Origin of the sequence: Agrobacterium sp. lyk4-40-TYG-31 (assembly GCF_030209855.1) — a bacterium.
In the GTDB taxonomy this organism is placed as follows: domain Bacteria; phylum Pseudomonadota; class Alphaproteobacteria; order Rhizobiales; family Rhizobiaceae; genus Agrobacterium; species Agrobacterium vaccinii.
Map to the genome: position 1 here is coordinate 21,479 of NZ_JARVRE010000003.1, position 18,715 is coordinate 40,193.

At 58.2% G+C, this 18,715-nt stretch carries 15 protein-coding genes; 4 read left to right on the forward strand and 11 right to left on the reverse strand.

What is annotated here, in order from left to right; all coding sequences use genetic code 11:
- Window positions 1-3 precede the first annotated feature (3 nt).
- The 6 genes from QRN55_RS03260 to QRN55_RS03285 form a co-directional block, all read right to left on the reverse strand.
- The gene (locus tag QRN55_RS03260) at window positions 4-1,287 is read right to left on the reverse strand and encodes a glucoamylase family protein (RefSeq protein ID WP_284774789.1); all 1,284 of its coding nucleotides are present in this window, start codon (window positions 1,285-1,287) and stop codon (window positions 4-6) included.
- A 422-nt stretch (window positions 1,288-1,709) separates the two neighbouring features.
- A complete protein-coding gene (locus QRN55_RS03265; protein ID WP_284774791.1) occupies window positions 1,710-3,431 on the reverse strand; it encodes an acetyl/propionyl/methylcrotonyl-CoA carboxylase subunit alpha in 1,722 nt (573 codons plus the stop codon).
- Window positions 3,428-5,047 carry a 5-oxoprolinase subunit B/C family protein gene (locus QRN55_RS03270; RefSeq protein ID WP_284774793.1) on the reverse strand — a complete coding sequence of 540 codons (1,620 nt, stop codon included), beginning with the start codon at window positions 5,045-5,047 and terminating at the stop codon, window positions 3,428-3,430. The genes QRN55_RS03265 and QRN55_RS03270 overlap by 4 nt, the downstream gene beginning before the upstream one ends.
- 7 nt (window positions 5,048-5,054) lie before the next feature.
- The gene (locus QRN55_RS03275; protein ID WP_284774795.1) at window positions 5,055-5,864 is read right to left on the reverse strand and encodes a putative hydro-lyase; all 810 of its coding nucleotides are present in this window, start codon (window positions 5,862-5,864) and stop codon (window positions 5,055-5,057) included.
- Window positions 5,865-5,873: 9 nt separating this feature from the next.
- Window positions 5,874-6,641 carry a LamB/YcsF family protein gene (locus QRN55_RS03280; RefSeq protein ID WP_284774797.1) on the reverse strand — a complete coding sequence of 256 codons (768 nt, stop codon included), beginning with the start codon at window positions 6,639-6,641 and terminating at the stop codon, window positions 5,874-5,876.
- 16 nt (window positions 6,642-6,657) lie between these two features.
- Window positions 6,658-7,911: an NRAMP family divalent metal transporter gene (locus tag QRN55_RS03285; protein ID WP_284774799.1), complete on the reverse strand. Its 1,254-nt coding sequence runs from the start codon at window positions 7,909-7,911 to the stop codon at window positions 6,658-6,660.
- Between the two features lie 248 nt (window positions 7,912-8,159).
- Here QRN55_RS03285 and QRN55_RS03290 point away from each other — a divergent pair, with 248 nt between their 5' ends.
- The 3 genes from QRN55_RS03290 to QRN55_RS03300 all read left to right on the forward strand — a co-directional run bounded on the left by QRN55_RS03290 (window position 8,160) and on the right by QRN55_RS03300 (window position 10,504).
- Window positions 8,160-8,807 carry a GntR family transcriptional regulator gene (locus QRN55_RS03290; RefSeq protein WP_112498258.1) on the forward strand — a complete coding sequence of 216 codons (648 nt, stop codon included), beginning with the start codon at window positions 8,160-8,162 and terminating at the stop codon, window positions 8,805-8,807.
- Between the two features lie 103 nt (window positions 8,808-8,910).
- Window positions 8,911-9,786 carry a pyridoxal kinase PdxY gene (gene pdxY, locus QRN55_RS03295; RefSeq protein WP_284774802.1) on the forward strand — a complete coding sequence of 292 codons (876 nt, stop codon included), beginning with the start codon at window positions 8,911-8,913 and terminating at the stop codon, window positions 9,784-9,786.
- Window positions 9,787-9,862: 76 nt separating this feature from the next.
- Window positions 9,863-10,504 (forward strand): carbonic anhydrase, encoded by a 642-nt coding sequence (locus tag QRN55_RS03300; protein ID WP_112498260.1) that lies wholly within the window; start codon window positions 9,863-9,865, stop codon window positions 10,502-10,504.
- Window positions 10,505-10,530: 26 nt separating this feature from the next.
- Here QRN55_RS03300 and QRN55_RS03305 read toward each other — a convergent pair whose 3' ends face one another.
- Together QRN55_RS03305 and QRN55_RS03310 are read right to left on the reverse strand one after the other, a co-directional pair.
- Window positions 10,531-11,346 (reverse strand): lytic murein transglycosylase, encoded by an 816-nt coding sequence (locus tag QRN55_RS03305; protein WP_112498261.1) that lies wholly within the window; start codon window positions 11,344-11,346, stop codon window positions 10,531-10,533.
- Between the two features lie 195 nt (window positions 11,347-11,541).
- A complete protein-coding gene (locus QRN55_RS03310; protein ID WP_111841199.1) occupies window positions 11,542-12,576 on the reverse strand; it encodes an aspartate-semialdehyde dehydrogenase in 1,035 nt (344 codons plus the stop codon).
- 503 nt (window positions 12,577-13,079) lie between these two features.
- Here QRN55_RS03310 and QRN55_RS03315 point away from each other — a divergent pair.
- A complete protein-coding gene (locus QRN55_RS03315) occupies window positions 13,080-14,966 on the forward strand; it encodes an MFS transporter (protein WP_284774806.1) in 1,887 nt (628 codons plus the stop codon).
- 71 nt (window positions 14,967-15,037) lie between these two features.
- Here the strand turns inward: QRN55_RS03315 and QRN55_RS03320 are convergent, their stop codons facing one another.
- The 3 genes from QRN55_RS03320 to QRN55_RS03330 are packed head-to-tail and all read right to left on the reverse strand — an operon-like array spanning window position 15,038 to window position 18,715.
- On the reverse strand, window positions 15,038-16,444 hold the full coding sequence (locus QRN55_RS03320) for a mannitol dehydrogenase family protein (protein WP_284774807.1): 1,407 nt from the start codon (window positions 16,442-16,444) through the stop codon (window positions 15,038-15,040).
- 5 nt (window positions 16,445-16,449) lie between these two features.
- Window positions 16,450-17,646 carry a mannonate dehydratase gene (gene uxuA, locus QRN55_RS03325; protein WP_284774809.1) on the reverse strand — a complete coding sequence of 399 codons (1,197 nt, stop codon included), beginning with the start codon at window positions 17,644-17,646 and terminating at the stop codon, window positions 16,450-16,452.
- 28 nt (window positions 17,647-17,674) lie between these two features.
- Window positions 17,675-18,715 carry an L-idonate 5-dehydrogenase gene (locus QRN55_RS03330; protein ID WP_284774811.1) on the reverse strand — a complete coding sequence of 347 codons (1,041 nt, stop codon included), beginning with the start codon at window positions 18,713-18,715 and terminating at the stop codon, window positions 17,675-17,677.

Below are 18,715 nucleotides of genomic sequence, written 5' to 3' on the forward strand. Positions count from 1 at the left end.
GTCTCAGGCAACGTGTTCGGCGCCCGACTTGCCGTCGATCTGGAAACCGAGACGGTCGAGACCGCGCTGGACCTCCGGCGCACTCATGAACAAGGCCCATAGAAGCCCGGATCGGTAATTCTCCATCATGGCGATGACTGGGCCCTGGTCTATGGCCAGATGCGTATCCGCAACCCAGCCGGTAACAGGTGAAAACGCATCGACGAAGCCGTACCGGCCCATCAGCTTTCCGCCCTCGAATTTTGCAAATGCGCGCGCCGCCTTGATCGCCTCATCCGGCAAAACCGCAAAACTGGAAAGAGCAGCTGTCGGCGAGATGACATCGATGTCCTGCGTCGGCGAATTGACGCGGTAGCCCTTCGGCCCATCGCTTGCCGTCAGGCCCCAGATGTCAGAGCCCGGATATTTGGATTGGCAGTAGCTGTGGTTGATCCGGGTATGGGCATCGATCTGCTGCCAGTAATCGCAGTATCGGTCGGACAATCCACGTGGATCGAGCCCGCAAAAGGAATATTGCGAGAGAAAGAGCGGCCCACCATAAGGCTCGCCCAGTGGCAAGACAGTGCCGAGATAGGTATTGCCGTTCACCATCTCACCCGACCGTGCCCATCCCTCATGATAATGCACGGGTTCGATGAAATGCGTTTTTGCGCCTGCCGCCAGCACGTAGCAGACAAGCGCCTCGTTCCAGCCGCTGACGGGAATGTTGAAGCACCATCTGTGCTTCGGGCTCCAGTGCCACCAGAGGGGACCTTCCTTTCCGCGCGTGTACCAGTCCCACTCGACGCCCGTCACCAGTTCCTGGGCAAGCGCGCGGAACCTTGTTTCGGCGAGGCTGGAGCGCGAGAAGTATTGCCGGGCGCAGATCAAACCCTGTAACAGCAAGGCCGTTTCCACGAGGTCACCGCCATCGTCCTTCGGGCCGAAGGGTATGACCTCGCAGGTCTCACCGTGAAGAAAATGCGCGAATGCGCCATGAAAGCGTTTGGCCTTGTGCAGCGCGCCGACCATTGTCGTAACGCGCTCCAGCGCCTGATCGCGCGATATCCAGTGGCGCTCCGCACCCACGATGATGGCCATGAACGCGAAGCCCGTGCCGGACACGGAGGTGATTTCGTTGATAACAGTTCCATCGGAGCGCAGGCGATCCCGCGCCAAGCCGGATACGGGGTGGCTGCCAAGCCAGAAATACTCGAACGTCCGGTATTGGATGTCTTCGATATCGTCAGGGATGGAACGAGCGACTGAAATGGCTTGCGCGTCGAATAAATGGCTTTCGGTATCCAAAATGCTATCCAGCTTTTCTTTGCAATAACGCAATTCTAGCCGAAAGATTCTGGCAATTTAATAGCACTCATCCAACTCCGTTTCACCATTCCTCCTTCGTTTCTAGCAGGGTGGGCAGCCGCACCCTCCAACCTCATGCTGAGGTGGGAGCGAAGCGACCCTCGAAGCATCCGCCGCGCACTCCTGCCTCAAGCCCGCAACCCTCGTCCTTTGAAGCTCCGGCTTTGCCTCCGCACCTCTCCTTCGACAGGCTCAGGATGATGGATGAGGGTTGCTGCGTTGCACCCGTTGCTCCCGGCATCTGTCTTAGAATACGGCCAGATAATTGCCTTCAGTCACGTCTGCCATCACCCAATCGCTCATTCTTGCGCTGGCTGCCATTACCCTCCAAGAGCAAGCCAGCCAGCACGATTGAAAAAGGCCTATTCGAAAACGACCACAGTATCTCCCGCCTGAAGGTAATCACCCTCCTCGACGCGCAGCCGGATTTTGCCGGATTTCGGCGCTGTGATCTGGGTTTCCATCTTCATAGCTTCCATTACAGCGACCAGATCGCCTTCCGATACGGACGCGCCGTCTTCGACCTTGAACGACTGCAAGGTGCCGGATACCGGCGCGAGAATGCCTTCATTCTTGGGCGATGCCTCGGCTTTTGCATGTGCCGGGCTACCAGCAGACCCAAGACCCGTAAGCAGAATATGCGGCAACCCGACCGAAACACGTTTGCCGTCGATTTCGAGCCATGTTCGGGTCATCGACCCGTCATCGGCGGGAGCTGGACGCTCCATGGCATCAGGCATTTCGGCGAAATCGGTCTCGATCCAGCGGGTATGAACCTTGAAACCGTCCTCACCGATAAAATCGGCGGTTTCCAGCGCGGCGCGGTGAAATGACAGAACGGTCGCAACGCCGTCGATCTGGAATTCCTTCAGAGCGCGACGGGCGCGACGCAGAACCTGCTCGCGGTCGGCACCGGTGACAATCAGTTTCGCCATCAGGGAATCGTATACGCCGGGTATCGCCGAACCGGTGACGACGCCGCTATCCAGACGCACGCCGGGGCCGGATGGCGGATCGAAGCGCGTGATGGCACCGGGCGTCGGCAGAAAGCCCCGGCCCGGATCTTCGGCATTGATGCGGAATTCCATAGAGTGACCCCGCGGCTCAGGGGTTTCGAGAACACGCAAGGGATGCCCCTCGGCAATCCTGAACTGCTCGATAACCAGATCGATGCCGGTGGTTTCTTCGGTGACGGGATGCTCCACCTGAAGGCGGGTATTGACCTCAAGGAACGAGATCGTGCCATCGACGCCAAGCAGAAACTCAACCGTACCAGCACCGGAATAGCCAGCTGCCGCACAGATGGCCTTGGCGGATTCGTGGATTTTCTGGCGTTGCTGCGGCTCCAGAAACGGAGCAGGCGCCTCTTCGATCAGTTTCTGATTGCGACGCTGGAGCGAGCAGTCGCGCGTGCCCAGTACGACGACATTGCCATGCTTGTCCGCAATGACCTGCGCCTCGATGTGGCGGGGACGATCGAGGAAGCGTTCGAGAAAGCATTCACCGCGACCGAATGCGACCGTGGCTTCACGCACGGCCGAATCGTAGAGATCGGCAATCTCTTCCATTTTCCAGGCGACCTTGATGCCACGTCCGCCACCACCATGGGCGGCCTTGATGGCGACCGGCAGGCCATGCTGCTGGGCAAAGGCGGTGACTTCCGCTGCGGTCGCAACCGGACCATCGCTGCCTGCAACCAGAGGAGCGCCAACGCTGGTCGCGATGCGCCGCGCTTCCACTTTATCGCCGAGAACCTTAATGACATCCGGGTCAGGCCCGATCCAGATCAGCCCGGCATCTATGACGGCTTGCGCGAATTCGGCCCGCTCAGACAGGAAGCCGTAACCGGGGTGCACAGCATCTGCGCCGGAGCGCTTGGCAATGGCAATCAGCTTTTCGATGTTGAGATAGGTTTCTGCCGGGCGAACGCCGTCAAGGCCATAGGCTTCGTCGGCCTGACGCACAAAAAGCGCATCCTGATCGGGATCGGCATAGACGGCTACGGAACCGATACCGTAATCACGACAGGCGCGAACGATACGCACGGCGATCTCGCCGCGATTGGCAATCAGTACTTTTTTCATCGTTCTTCTCCCGAAAACTCTGCGGTTTTGCTCGCCGCGATCTCGGCGAATGGCCCAAGCGGGCGAAACTGGATTTTGGCGTTGACGGGTATCTGGCCCGCCAGATCGAGGTGATATTCCGCCACCGCACCAATGACCGGATATCCACCCGTCAGCGGGTGATCGGCCAGAAACAGCACCGGCTGACCGCTGTGTGGTATCTGGATTGCGCCGGTTGCCGTGCCTTCGCTCGGCAGTTCCGCACTGTCCTTGCGCTCCACCGGCACCTCACCGGCAAGACGAATGCCGACGCGGCTGGACTGCGGCGTGACCTGCCAGTGCTGGCTCGTCAGGGTGTCGATACCCTTTTGCGTGAACCAGTCCGTACGCGGCCCAAGGACAACGTCGAGGGTCACGACATCGCCTGCCTTCGGCAGATCAAAGGCCGGAACTTCGTCGATGGAGACGCTCGCAAGGCTTTCTTTCTGGTGTCTCAGCGCGAGGATGGTTCCTGCGACGACGACATCAGGGCCGACCACCGCCAGCGTATCTGTCGCCGCGCTGCCCAGAACCGGGGCAACCTTGAACCCACCGCGCACGGCCAGATAGGAGCGCATGCCGTTGGTTGGATTGGCGAAGGAAACCACGTCGCCCGGCTCCAGAGAGATCGGCGCATAAGGGCTTGCTTCGAAGCTCTGTTCCCCTGATTGGATCGTAATCACGCAGTTCGCACCCGCAACACCGATAACCGCACGGCTGGCGCTTTTGAAGGAAAAGCCGCCCAGTGTGATTTCGAGGCAGGGCGTATTGGACGGATTGCCGACTATGCGATTGGCCGTATTAAATGCCGATCGATCCAGCGCGCCGGAGGCTGATACACCTTGGCCGGTCTGGCCGAACCGTCCCAAATCCTGAAACAGGGCGGGCATTGGTGCTGCCAAAACCTCAAAATGCGCATCATCCCTGCTGGGCACGCGTTTGGTGGCAGCTGAGGTTTGTTGCGGTGTGTGAACGTCGATTGCGGCCTTCGCCATATCCACGAAGCGGACGCGGTAACCGGGCTGGAACAGTGCGCCAGGCTCGCGCTCGATATCCCACATTTTCAGCGGGGTGGTGCCGATGATCTGCCAGCCACCGGGACTGTTTTGCGGATAGACGCCACTGAACGCACCAGCGAGCGCTACTGAACCAGCGGGTATTCGCGTGCGTGGGCTTTGACGGCGCGGCACGTGCAGGGCTCGGTCGCCACCCACGAGATAGCCGAAGCCCGGTGCAAAGCCGCAAAAGGCGACGGTGAATTCGCTGTTCGTATGCCGCTGGATAACCTCATCGACGGTCAAACCCGTCAGCTCGGCGACATCGGCCAAATCTTCGCCGTTATATTGAACGGGGATTTCGACCAGCTTGTCGGATGGGGCGATTTTTGCGGAGAGATCGCGCGTGGAGATGTTCGCTGCGAGCGCTTGCGCCGTGATCGTTTCCGGGCGGAAACGGATCATCAACGTGCGGGCCGCCGGAACGGTCTCTTCCACACCGTCGATTGGGTCTGCCTCAAGCGAGGCAAACAGGGCGAGAGTCTGATCGAGATCAGCGAGTTCCACCAGAATGGTCGTGAGGCTGACGGGTAAGAAGCGCATCTTGTCCTCAAGCATGGTAGGCAGAATCGGGAATGTCGGTGATAAACATATGGCCGGGAGAATGGGTGATCGCAAAGGGCACGCCCGATGCCATGACCGCCGCTTGCGGCGTTACTCCACACGCCCAGAACACCGGCACTTCGCCGGGTTCGATCCGCACCGCATCGCCAAAATCCGGCTGGGCAAGATCGGCAATGCCGATCTCTGCGGGGGAGCCGACATGAACGGGTGCCCCGTGGACAGCAGGAAAGCGCCCGGAAATGGTTGCCGCATCCGCCACGCGCGAGGCGGGAATGGGGCGCATGGAGACGACCATATTGCCTTTCAGACGGCCTGCCGGACGGCAGGGCTGGTTGGTCAGATACATCGGCACATTGCACTTGTCCGTCATGTGGCGGATTTCGATGCCCGCTTCCACCATCGGCGTCTCAAACGTGAAGCTGCAGCCGATGAGGAAAGCGACGAGATCATCGCGTTCGGCCCATGCACTTGTGGCATCCGCCGTCTCCTCGACCAGCTTTCCATCCCGCCAAATGCGGTAGAGCGGCAGATCGGTGCGAAGATCAGCACCGGGAGCGAGTAAGGTCGTCGGCACACCTGGGTCGGACACGTCAAGCACCGGGCAAGGCTTCGGGTTGCGCTGCGCGTATAGCAGAAAATCAAAAGCCCAATCGCGCGGTAGCACGATCATGTTGGCCTGCGTGAAGCCGGGAGCGATGCCGGATGTCGGTGAAACCAGACCGTTGCGGTAATCGTCGCGCGCTTTGCGGGCAGCGGTCGCATCCGTGTGATCGAGATAGGATGTCGGGATCGTCATGGACGCTCCTTATGTGCTGGAAGCGAAAGAGTTGATGTCGATGCCTTCGGCCTCGAAACGCTGGCGGATTTGCTGCGCAATAGCGACCGCACCGGGGCTATCGCCATGGACGCAGATTGATTGCGCCTCGATTTTGATGATGCTGCCATCGATAGCTTCGAGCGTGCCTTCACGGGCAAGCTGAACCATGCGGGCTGCAATTTTTTCTGCATCGTGCAGCACGGCACCGGCCTCACGGCGGGAAACCAGTTGCCCTTGCGGGGTGTAGGCCCGGTCGGCGAAGGCTTCCGCCACCACCGAGAGACCAGATTTGCGAGCTAGATCGAGGATCGGCGCGTTGGCAAGCCCCATCAGCACCAGCGACGGATCGATGGACTTGATGCCATCAATGACCGCCTGTCCCTGCTTTGCATCATTGGCGATGCGGTTATAGAGCGCGCCATGCGGTTTGACGTAACGCACTGCCGTGCCCGCCGCCGCCGCTAGGCCCTTCAGCGCGCCGATCTGATAGATGACATCGGCAATCAGTTCTTCCGAGGTGACATCCAGATCGCGACGGCCAAAGCCGACGCGGTCCGGGTAGGAGACATGGGCTCCAATGACGACACCCTTTTCTGCCGCAGCCTTAACGGTGCGATAGATGCCCGCCGGGTCGCCTGCATGAAAACCGCAGGCGATGTTGGCGCTGGAAACGACCGACAGCATCGCGCCGTCGTCACCCATGCTCCATGCACCATAGCTTTCGCCGAGGTCACTGTTCAGATCAATGGAAGCCATGTTTATCTCTCCCTTTTTAGTAGCCGAGCAATGCGAAGATCGCACCGGCAGACTTGTAGGCCATATACCATGTCAGGCAGCAGGTGAGCGCACCCAGAACCAGCAGCCAACGTGGATAATGATAACCGTGCATGAGATCGGAACGCTTCCATGCTGCAAACAGCAGGATGGAGAGACCGATGGGCAGCACGAGACCGTTGAGACCACCGACGAACACAAGCATTGCCGCAGGTGGTGTCGTCATAATGATATAGGCAATCAGCGAGATAGCGATGAAGATGACCGTTGCAAGGTTGCGCTGACGTTCGCTCATAGCCGGTTTGAAGGCGGTGAGGAACGACACGGACGTGTAGGCAGCGCCGATGATGCTGGTCATAGCCGACGCCAGGAACACGGCACCGAACAGGCGATAACCGATATCACCAGACGCAGCGCGGAATGCCTGGCCCGCCGGATTGGCACCCTTGCCGGAAAGGTCGATGACGACGCCGGATGCGACAACGCCAAGAATCGCCAAAAACAGGATGTAACGAAGGACACCGGTGATCGCGATGCCGCTCAAGGCTGCGCGGTTGACGGCGCCGATGTTTTCAACACCGACCGTTCCCTTGTCCAGCAGGCGGTGTGCGCCAGCGTAGGTGATGTAACCGCCAACGGTACCACCGACAATCGTCGTGATCGTTACGAAATCGATGGTGTCCGGCAGGAAGGTTTGACGGAATGCATCGGCAACCGGTGGGCCGGAAACAAATACCGCGTAGAGAATGAGAGCGAGTTTGACAAAAGCTGCGACGTAAACGACGCGATCCATAGCGACGCCAGCACGGCGCGACAGGAAGATACCGATCGCCACCAGTGCGGCAATGGCTCCACCAATTTTCGGATCAAGGTCGATCATCGCGTTCAGGCCCAGGCCTGCACCGCCGATGTTGCCGATATTAAAAAACAAGCCGCCGATAATAACGAGGATGGCAAGCAAGTAACCAGAACCCGGGATAGCAGCATTAGCAATGGCCGGAGCGCGCATCCGGGTCACGGTGATGATGCGCCAAACGTTGGCCTGCACCACGAAATCAATGAGAATGGAAATGACAATGGCGAAAGCGAAGGCCGCGCCGAGCTTGACCGTAAAGTTCGCTGTCTGCGTGATGAAGCCCGGTCCAACTGCGGACATCGACATCAGGAACATTGCCGATAACAGCGCATAACGCTGTTTTTTTGATTTTTGCGCAGCCGTTTCCACGGCCGCTTGCGGCACACCTTTTTCCATGGATTTTCTCCGTATTGCTCCGCCCCTCGCGGATGCATTGAGGTGATCTTGGCGTCATCTACAAAATTGTCAATATTGTTGAACAATAAAAATATATCGTTCTTTCATTCTGCGCAATATTTGGGACGTTTGCGCGCAAAATGAGCATGATTTTTACGCCAGCTGTGCAAAATTTATGATACTGCAAGCGCGATAGTCGTTGCTCAACCTGACTCATACGGTTGCAGATCGGGATAGAAGGAAACCTTATGACTGAAGCTTTGCCGCTGGCCGACCGCGTGGCCAAGGACATTCGTGAGCTTCTGATCACCGGTGTCCTTTCCCCCGGCCAGCGTTTGTCCGAAGCTGCTTTCAGCGAACGGCTTGACGTGTCCCGCAATTCGCTCCGCGAGGCCTTCCGGCTTTTGACCAAGGACGGTCTTTTGCGGCATGAGGCCAATCGCGGCGTCTTCGTCTCCGTGCCCAGTACCGACTCCATCATCGACATCTATCGTGTCCGGCGCATGCTGGAATGCGGCGCCCTGCGACAGGCATGGCCAAAGCATCCCGCCACCGCAGTCATGCGTAGGGCGGTGGAAGAGGCGAAACGGACGCGTGATCTCGGAGAATGGCGCGACGTCGGCAGCGCCAACATGAAATTTCATGCCGCAGTGGTCGATCTCTCCGACAGCAGCAGACTGAGCGATTTTTACGAGCGCGTGGCCGCCGAGCTTCGTCTCAGTTTCGGACTGCTGAACGATCCCGAACAACTGCATTCACCGTTTGTGGATATGAACGACCAGATTCTGGGCCTCGTGGAGCAGGGTCTTGTCGGCGAGGCGGCAGTACAGATGGAGCGCTACCTCGACCTTTCCGAACGCACGGTTTTGAAAGCGCTGGAGCGGGCGGCGAAATAACATTGCAGTGGAAAGCCCCGTGTCGATATGCCATGAGGTTTTGACAATGCGTCCGAGGGAGCGCGTCTGAGCGCTTCCGGTTGCCAAGTTGAACGAGTGTGCCATGCAGGATAATACCAACGGGTCCGTCATCGTCATTTCCAGCCACGTCATGCGCGGCTCCGTCGGCAACAGGGCTGCCGTATTCGGACTGGAAACGCTGGGCTTTCCCGTCTGGGCCGTGCCCACAATCGTCATGCCCTGGCACCCCGGACACGGACCGTCCACGAGGTTGCGTTTCGACAATGGCGAGTTCGACAAGGCCATGCAGGATTTGGCGGGGTCGAAATGGGCGGGCGAAGTGCGCGCCATCCTGACCGGTTATTTCGGCAGCGCCGCTCAGGTGCGTTCCGTGGCAAAGCTCATCCGCACGATGAAAGAGCGTAACCCCGATATCATCTATGTCTGCGACCCCGTCATGGGCGACAAGGGCGGGCTCTATGTGCCGCTGGAAACCGCTCAAGCCATTCGCGATGAACTGGTTCCGTTGGCCACTGTGTCCACACCCAACCGCTATGAACTGGCCTGGATGAGCGGCGCGGACCTCGAAACCAACAATGAAATCATGGATGCGGCTCTGGCCTTGGGTCCGCCGAAAATGCTTGTTACCTCTGCCGTACCGATGATGGCAGGCGGTATCGGCAATCTTTTCCTCAGCGGACGACACGCACTTCTGGCCGAGCATCGCTCGATCGAAAATGTGCCAAACGGGCTGGGCGACCTTCTAGCCGCGCTGTTTCTAGCGCGACTATTGCAGGGCATGGATGATGAAAAAGCGCTGCAACTGGCCACCGCAAGTGTGTTCGAGGTGCTGGCGCGGACAATGAAGCGCGGGCTGAACGAGCTGACGCTGGAGACCGACGCTTCCAGCCTTTCCACACCCATGGCCATGGTGCAGATGCGTCATCTCTTGCATCCTTCACGAAGCAAGCGCAAATAGCGACACGAAAAACGGGTTTTTAACGCGCCGGGCTCCATTATCGATCCCGGCCTCAAGACAACGGTCCTGCGATATCATGAAAGATTTTCCAGAATACCTACTCAACGGCTACAAGAACTTCATGAGTGGCCGTTACGTCGATGAGCGCGAGAGATATCGCGCATTGGCGGAAACAGGCCAGAAGCCGCAGACCCTTTTCATCGCCTGTTGTGACTCCCGATCTGCGCCGGAAACGATTTTCGACTGTGGACCGGGCGAACTCTTCGTGATGAGAAACGTCGCCAATATGGTGCCGCCATTCGAACCGGACGGCCAGTTCCACGCAACGTCTGCCGCCATCGAATATGCGGTGCAGGTCTTGAAGGTCAAGGACATCGTCGTCATGGGACATGGCCGCTGCGGCGGTATTCAGGCCGCGCTCGACCCCAATTTCGAGTCGCTGTCTCCGGGCGACTTCATCGGCAAATGGATGAACATGGTCAAATCCGCAGCCGAACAAATCCAGAGCAACGATGTGATGACATCCTCGGAGAGGCAGACCGCTCTGGAGCGCGTTTCTATCCGCAACTCCATCAACAATCTGCGCGGCTTCCCCTTCGTAAAGGCGCAGGAAGTTGCCGGAAAGGTCAAGCTACACGGCGCATGGTTCGACATCTCGACTGGCGAGCTGTGGGTGATGGACAGCAAAACGGGCGACTTTCGCCGCCCGGAAGTGTGATCGCACTATAAGTTTCGGCGGCCAGCTTATTGGCCGTCGATAGCCTTGCCGATATAGGCGATGGACTGCTGATAGACGCTTGCGGCGTTCCATCCTTGGATGGCAGAAAAATTCGTCTGACCCTGCTGATATCCTGCACCGCGCTGCCAGCCATGGCCAACAAGGAAGTTTGCCGTTGAGGCCAGAGCATCGGCGCGCGAACCGACGAGATCGATACGACCGTTGCGATCGAAGTCCACACCGTAGCGAAGAACATTGAGCGGCAGGAACTGCGTCTGGCCGATTTCGCCGTGGGCCGCGCCCTTTGCCGTCACACTCAGATTACCGTTGGCAACCAGTTTCAGAGCAGCATAGAGCTGTTCGGTAAAGTAGTCCGAACGACGGCAGTCATAGGACAGGGTTGCGACAGCAGACAGCGTGTGCTGGTTGCCCATAAAGCCGCCGAAGCCTGTTTCCATGCCCCAGATCGCCAGAAGCGGGCCTGCTGGAACGCCGTAAGCGCGTTCGATATTCGCAAACAGAGCTGCGTTGTTCTTCTTCATCGCCTTGCCGCGAGAAATAATGGCCTGTCCGCCACGCTTTTGCATGAACTGGTCGAAGGACAGTTTGAAGCTGTGTTGGCCGCGATCCGCACGGATCGTAGCCTGATTGTAGGACACGCCGGAGAATGCGCGGTCGAGAACCGAACCGCTGATACCACGGCCTGCGGCCTCCTGTTTGAACGCGCCCACCCAGGCATCGAAGCCCGCCGACGTATTACCGCACTGCGCCGCCAGAACGGGCGTTGCCGCCAGTGCTGCGACCATTACCACGCCAACGGAAAAAGCCTTCATTGCCCGCATCAGATTTTGCCTTCAAATTCGTTTGGGATCATGCCCAGCGCTGTTGTGAGACCAGAGAGAAATCACAGGATTTTAAATTGCCCGCCATAATCATAACCAGCAAATAAACTGCCCGTGATAAAGAACAAACTAAAAACCCGCCCATTTCACTCATGGAATGGACGGGTTATAGTTAATAGTTGTTAAAAAACCGTATCAGGCAGCGACCTTACGTGGCTTGATAAGGCCGCGATTAACCAGAAGTTCGGCAATCTGTATCGCGTTCAGCGCTGCACCCTTGCGCAGGTTATCCGAAACAACCCAGATGTTCAGGCCATTTTCGACCGTTGCATCTTCGCGGATACGCGAAATATAGGTCGCGTCTTCGCCAGCGCATTCGACCGGGGTGATGTAGCCGCCGTTTTCATGCTTGTCGATAACGAGGCAGCCTGGGGCTTCGCGCAGGATATCGCGCGCCTGATCGGCAGTGATTTCGTTTTCGAACTCGATGTTAACGGATTCCGAATGGCCGATGAAGACCGGAACGCGCACGGCAGTGCAGGTCACCTTGATCTTGGGGTCCAGCATCTTTTTGGTTTCTGCCAGAACTTTCCACTCTTCCTTCGTGTAACCGTCTTCCATGAACACATCGATGTGCGGAATGACGTTGAAGGCGATGCGCTTGGTGAACTTCTTGGTCTCGACAGGATCGGCGACGAAGACGGCGCGTGTCTGCTGGAACAGTTCGTCCATGCCTTCCTTGCCGGCACCGGACACCGACTGGTAGGTGGAGACGACGACGCGCTTGATCGTTGCCGCATCATGCAAAGGCTTCAACGCAACGACGAGCTGTGCCGTGGAGCAATTGGGGTTGGCAATGATATTACGCTTGCGGAAACCTTCGATGGCATCGGCGTTGACCTCGGGAACGATCAACGGAACGTCCTGATCGTAGCGCCAAGCGGAAGAGTTATCGATGACGACGCAGCCCTGCGCGCCGATTTTCGGAGACCACTTCTTGGATACATCGCCGCCAGCCGACATCAGGCAGATGTCGGTATCGGAGAAATCGTAATTCTCCATGTTGGAGACCTTCAGCGTGCGGTCGCCATAGGAGACTTCCGTGCCCTGGCTGCGAGCGGATGCCAGCGCCACGACTTCATCAGCCGGAAACCCGCGCTCGGCAAGAATATTGAGCATTTCACGACCGACATTGCCGGTAGCGCCTGCGATTGCAACTTTGAAACCCATGATCAAGCTCTCTTTCTGCCTCTCCTCTTTTTTGGTGAGGGGACCCCGCAAATCGGCGGGTTCCTTCTTCCCCGACCAAACCGGGGAGAGAGCGGCGGGCCAGAGACGTTAGACGGTTTTAATCGTCGTTTTGGCCGTAATTCGGATGGAAACAGAAAAGCACGAGTGATCACCGACAGGCTGTGCCGGGTTTTGCATGACAACTATGTTGTGCATGTGTTCGATCAAGTTCGCGCTCCTTTTCGAGGCAAAGCTATTATGGTGTTTGTATTTTCTGTCAAGCGCAAACGCACGGCAATTTGGTCTTCGGCGGAAGCAATTCGGTGATCTGTGGCTGCAACGCGGCCCTGCGAAATTAGACTAAAGTCATAAGCCGAAAGCATCGCTCTTCCTTTTGTTAATTTTCTGTCAAGCTGTTGCAAGGTGCATCGTGCCGAAAGGGCAGTCCGGGGGAGAAACGGGCTGCTGCGATGTGTCATTCATATATCTGTGGAGGACAGACAATGGCGAATGTAGCAACCGCGACAGCGGAGAAAGCCCGTCCAATGACGGGGGAAGAGAAGAAGGTGATTTTCGCCTCTTCTCTGGGAACAGTGTTCGAGTGGTACGACTTTTATCTTTACGGCTCGCTGGCCATCTATATCGGCGCGAACTTCTTCAGCCAGTATCCTGAAACGACGCGCAACATTTTCGCTCTTCTCGCCTTTGCGGCAGGCTTTCTCGTTCGCCCTTTCGGTGCGCTGGTGTTTGGACGGCTGGGCGATCTCGTCGGTCGTAAATACACCTTCCTCGTCACCATTCTGATCATGGGCTTCTCGACGTTTCTCGTCGGCGTTCTGCCAAACGCATCGCAGATCGGCATTGCGGCTCCGATTATCCTGATCGTTCTGCGCATGTTGCAGGGTCTTGCTTTGGGTGGTGAATATGGCGGTGCGGCAACCTACGTCGCCGAACATGCCCCGAATGGCCGTCGCGGCTACTACACGTCCTGGATTCAAACGACAGCGACCCTTGGTCTCTTCCTGTCGCTCGTGGTCATTCTGGGCGTGCAATTTGCTTTGGGACGTGAAGCCTTTGCGGATTGGGGCTGGCGCATTCCGTTCCTGCTCTCCGTTATCCTGCTCGGCGTCTCCGTCTGGATTCGCCTGAAAATGAGTGAATCTCCTGCCTTCAAAAAGATGAAGGAAGAGGGCAAGACCTCCAAGGCGCCGCTCAGCGAAGCCTTCGGCCAATGGAAAAACGCGAAGATCGCGATCATCGCACTCGTCGGCGCCGTCATCGGTCAGGCTGTCGTCTGGTACACGGGCCAGTTCTACGCGCTGTTCTTCCTGCAAAGCATTCTGAAGGTGGATGGTCAGTCGGCCAATATCATGGTTGCCTGCGCTCTCATCCTCGGAACGGGCTTCTTCGTTCTGTTCGGATGGCTCTCCGACAAGATCGGCCGCAAGCCCATTATCATGGCAGGCCTTGTTCTGGCCATGCTGACCTATTTCCCGCTGTTCAAGGCACTGACCTGGGCCGGTAACCCTGCCCTGGCGCAGGCGCAGGCTTCGGTTCGCGCGACGGTGACGGCTGCCCCCGGCGATTGCCGTTTCCAGTTCAACCCGACGGGTACGGCGAAATTCACCACCTCTTGCGATATCGCAACCTCGTTCCTCACCAGAAACTCGGTACCTTACGATGTCGTTGCCGGTCCTGCTGGCCAGCCTGCAACCGTCAAGATCGGTGAGCAGACCATCACGAGCTATGATGCTGTTGCCGCAGGTGCCAACGCCGCTGCAAATGATCGCGCATTCCAGAAGCAGATCAATATCGCGCTTCACGATGGTGGTTATCCGCTGGTTCGCGGTGCCGCTCAGGTCCCGGCTGCAAAGCTGGATGCCTTCGTCGCTGCCAACCCGGAACTTGGCCTCAACGCCGACACGGTTCGCGCAACACCGGCAAAGACCGTACCGGCGGACAAGCTGGTTGCGGACAAGTTGCTGACACCTGCTGAGCTCAACGGCGCGACAGAAATGGCTGTCTACACGGTGGCCGGTGGCGGTACGTTTACGATGGTCGCCGATCCTGCTGCCGTCAACTGGATCGCCATCATCGCGGTTCTGACCGTACTCGTCATCTATGTGACGATGGTCTACGGCCCGATTGCAGCGCTTCTGGTCGAACTCTTCCCGACCCGTATTCGCTACACTGGCATGTCCCTGCCCTACCACATCGGTAACGGCTGGTTCGGTGGCTTGCTGCCTGCAACGGCATTCGCCATGAGTGCCGCAAAGGGCGATATCTATTACGGCCTCTGGTATCCGATCATTTTCGCAGGCATCACACTGGTCATCGGCCTGCTGTTCTTGCCGGAAACCAAGGATCGCGACATCCACAAGATGGATTGATCGTACCCGCTGAACCAAGAAACCCGGCAAGTCGATTGCCGGGTTTTTCAATGTCCTGATAGCAATTCCCGTCAGCTGTTCAAGGCGGCCAGCTCACCGTTGACGAGATCGCGCCATGCAAGGTTTTCGACCAGCGACTTGGGAAACAGTCCCTTGACCGAGAAGAGAAACGCCGAGGGGTCGTTGGCGTCGATATTTCGTACGGCATCCAAAATGTCGTCGCGTCTAGGGTCGTTGAGATCACCGCGTTTGTGGATAGACGCAATCCAGAGCGCCACGACATAGGCGAATTCCGCACCGTCCCCGCCAGCCTCCAACGTCTCCACCGCCGCAGCCAGAATGCGCTGCGGCAGCTTTTGGCTGGTGTCCATAGCAATCTGCTCATTGCGATGCGCAATGGTCGGGTTGGCAAAACGCTCCAGCAACTGGTTTCGGTAGAATGGCAGATCGATGCCCGGCACCGCATCCAGCGTTGCAGTCGCGGCTTCCATATGCCGCTCCACCTTAGCCACGAATTCGGGCACGGCCATTACGTCTCTTACGAATTCCAGATCATGCAGAATCCCAAGATGCGCAATCAGCGTGTGCGACCCGTTCAGCAATCGCAGTTTCATGTCTTCATACGGCACCACAGACTGTGCAAACACCGCGCCTGCATCTTCCCAGGCCGGGCGTCCCAAGACGAAATCGTCCTCGATGACCCACTGCATGAACGGTTCTGTTTCGATCGCAAGCTTGTCATCAACGCCCAGCAACGATGCTGCGCGGGCCCGCGTTTCATCCGTCGCTGCGGGAACGATGCGGTCCACCATGCTGCATGGGAATTTGCCTTCCTGCGAAATCCACTGCGCCAGTTCCGGGTCACGAAACGTTGCCATTTCCAGCACCAGACGACGCACGACGTGACCGTTGGACGGCAGGTTATCGCAGCAAAGAACAGTATAAGGCAGCAACCCCTTCTCCCTGCGCCGCGCAAGACCTTCGACGATGAAACCTATCACGCCCGTGGGTGAACGGGGGCTGGCCTTATCCGCCGCGATGGCGGGGTGGGCCATATCCAAACCGCCAGTAACGGGATCGAGTCCGTAGGCTTTTTCACTGACCGTCAGGGTCACGATACGGGTATCGGGGCTGGCAAGATAGTCCAGCACGTCATCAGCCCCTTCTGCCGCACAAAGCCAATCTACCGTTACGCCGATGATCTGCGCATCGTCACCATCTGCACCACGCACGATGATGGAATAGAGGCCGTCCTGTTGCTCAAGCGCGCGCACCGGTTCTGGTGAGCGCAGGTTGACGGCAACGATGCCCCAATGGCCGAAGTTCTTCTCGATTGCTTTTTGCGTGAAGACGGCCTGATGCGCGCGGTGAAAGGCGCCAAGACCGATATGGACGATACCGGGTTTCAATGCCGCGCGGTCAAAGGCGGGCTTCGTCACGTTAGGCTTCAAATGGGTTGAATTGGACAGCGTCGTCATAAGGGTCAGTTCCTTCCGAATTGCGGGTGGAGAAACGCACGCTCTATGCCGCGCAGTTCCGCCAGACCCTTGAGACGCCCGATGGCAGGATAACCCGGCTGTGCGCCGCGCTGGAGGTCATCGAGAATTTCCTGCCCATGGTCAGGGCGCATGGCGATGCGATGATCCTCCCGCCCTTCGGCACGGCGGCGTTTTTCTTCGTCCAGCAGGGCAGCGATAACAGCGACCATATCCGTTGACCCTTCCAGATGCTCGTCTTCAAAAAAAGAGCACGGCACCGTGTCCGTATCCCGGGTCACATTGCGAAGGTGCACGAAGTGAATGCGATCTGCAAACCGCCGGGCGATCATGGGCAGATCATTGTCCGCCCGCGCACCCAGTGAACCGGTGCATAGCGTGACGCCATTTGCACGACTATCGACCTGACCGAGCATATGCGCGTAGTCGGATTCTGTGGACAGGATGCGCGGCAGGCCCAGCAGAGGCCATGGCGGATCGTCACCGTGGGCGCAGATGTTGATACCGACCTCTTCGGCAACCGGGACCACCTGCGACAGAAAATCCACCAGATTTGCCTGAAGCCGTAGCCGGTCGACACCCTGATAGGAGCGCAGTTTTTCAAGAAGTTGATCCAGCGTGTAGCCATCCGCAGACCCCGGCAGGCCCGCACCGATATTGACGCTGAGCGCGATGACCTTGGTATCGGGCATCTCCGAAAACCGCCGCGCGGCTTCTTCGGTAAGCCAGTCGGGATAATCGGCACGCGCATCCGGGCGCTTCAGAATGTGGATATCGAAGGCTACGAAATCCGTCAGGTCGAAGCGCATCGCCTTTGCACCATGGCGCGTATCCCACCGCAGATCGGTGCGCGTCCAGTCCAGTATTGGCATGAAATTGTAGCAGACGGTGCGAATACCCGTCGCGGACAGGCGTCTTAGCGTCTCCTGCCAATGGGCGATATGCGCTTTCCAGTCACCGCTCTGCGTCTTGATGTCTTCCGACACAGGCACGCTTTCCACAACGTCCCAATAGAGACCGCCCGCCTTGATCTCGTCATGCCTTTTCGCAATCTCGTCAACCGGCCAAACTGCGCCCGTTTCGATGTGATGCAGCGCGCTGACGATGCCGTCAGCGCCTGCCTGCGCGGCATCCCGCACGGAAACCTTATCCACAGGCCCAAACCAGCGCCATGTATGCTTCATCTTGTCTATCCCTCAGATATCAATGGCATCAGCCGAATGTGATTTGAACCTTGCAAGCAACGGATCGGTCGCCCGCCTGCTCGAATGCGGCGACGGCATCTTGCAACGGAAACGCATGCGAAATAATAGGGCGCACGTCGATGGCGCGTGCCGATATGAGCGCTGCGGACTGCGCGAACTCCTGATCAAACCGCTGGGAACCACGCCAGACGATTTCCTTGCCCACCAGCGCATTGAGCGGAATCGTCATGTCTCCCGTCACGCCCACTTGGACGATGGTGCCGCGGGGTTTGACGACCGCAAAAGCGGAGCGCAAGGCAGGACCGGCAGCCGAGCAATCGAAAACGACGTCGAACACGCCCTTGTTCGCTTGATAGGGCGTTAAGCCGTCCTGATCCGTCAAGACATTGACGGTGCGGTCGGCACCCATGGAAGGTGCCCTTGCCAGCGCTGCATCGGCAATATCCGTCACCACGATCTCCGCGGCACCGGCATGCTTTGCAACGGCGACAGTCAGCAGCCCGATGGGACCTGCGCCGGTGACGAGCACCCGCTTGTCTTCGAGATCACCGGCCTGAGCCACCGCATGCAGGCAGACGGCGAGCGGTTCGGCACACGCAGCCTCACCGGGCGTCGTCTCGCCGCCGAAAGCCAGGCATTGCTTTGCTTCGACCACCAGCCAATCCCGAAACATCCCCTGCTCATGCGGCAGGCGCATTGCGCTGCCCATGAAGCGCATGTCGAGACAATGGATCGGTTGCCCAATCTGGCAATAATGACACTTACCACAGGGCTGAGATGGGTTTACCGCAACGAGTGAGCCTACCGTCAGGTGCGATACGCCTTCACCCAGTGCCTCGATATAACCGGATGCCTCATGGCCCGATATGATCGGTTCGCGCACCTGAATGGGGCCGAAACCACCGTCCTGATAATAATGAAGGTCGGACCCACAAATGCCGCCTGCCGCCATGCGCAGCAGCACTTGGCCGGGACCGGGCGGCTGGAACTCCTGCGTTTCGACCTTGAGGTTCTGTTTTCCGTAAAGACGCGCGACGCGGGTCGACAT

Coding starts and splice junctions, on each gene's coding strand:
- QRN55_RS03265 (WP_284774791.1), bottom strand. CDS start 3,431: ATGAAAAAAGTACTGATTGCCAATCGCGGCGAGATCGCCGTGCGTATC.
- QRN55_RS03270 (WP_284774793.1), bottom strand. CDS start 5,047: ATGCGCTTCTTACCCGTCAGCCTCACGACCATTCTGGTGGAACTCGCT.
- QRN55_RS03275 (WP_284774795.1), bottom strand. CDS start 5,864: ATGACGATCCCGACATCCTATCTCGATCACACGGATGCGACCGCTGCC.
- QRN55_RS03280 (WP_284774797.1), bottom strand. CDS start 6,641: ATGGCTTCCATTGATCTGAACAGTGACCTCGGCGAAAGCTATGGTGCA.
- QRN55_RS03285 (WP_284774799.1), bottom strand. CDS start 7,911: ATGGAAAAAGGTGTGCCGCAAGCGGCCGTGGAAACGGCTGCGCAAAAA.
- QRN55_RS03290 (WP_112498258.1), top strand. CDS start 8,160: ATGACTGAAGCTTTGCCGCTGGCCGACCGCGTGGCCAAGGACATTCGT.
- pdxY (WP_284774802.1), top strand. CDS start 8,911: ATGCAGGATAATACCAACGGGTCCGTCATCGTCATTTCCAGCCACGTC.
- QRN55_RS03300 (WP_112498260.1), top strand. CDS start 9,863: ATGAAAGATTTTCCAGAATACCTACTCAACGGCTACAAGAACTTCATG.
- QRN55_RS03305 (WP_112498261.1), bottom strand. CDS start 11,346: ATGCGGGCAATGAAGGCTTTTTCCGTTGGCGTGGTAATGGTCGCAGCA.
- QRN55_RS03310 (WP_111841199.1), bottom strand. CDS start 12,576: ATGGGTTTCAAAGTTGCAATCGCAGGCGCTACCGGCAATGTCGGTCGT.
- QRN55_RS03315 (WP_284774806.1), top strand. CDS start 13,080: ATGGCGAATGTAGCAACCGCGACAGCGGAGAAAGCCCGTCCAATGACG.
- QRN55_RS03320 (WP_284774807.1), bottom strand. CDS start 16,444: ATGACGACGCTGTCCAATTCAACCCATTTGAAGCCTAACGTGACGAAG.
- uxuA (WP_284774809.1), bottom strand. CDS start 17,646: ATGAAGCATACATGGCGCTGGTTTGGGCCTGTGGATAAGGTTTCCGTG.
- QRN55_RS03330 (WP_284774811.1), bottom strand. CDS start 18,715: ATGTCGACCCGCGTCGCGCGTCTTTACGGAAAACAGAACCTCAAGGTC.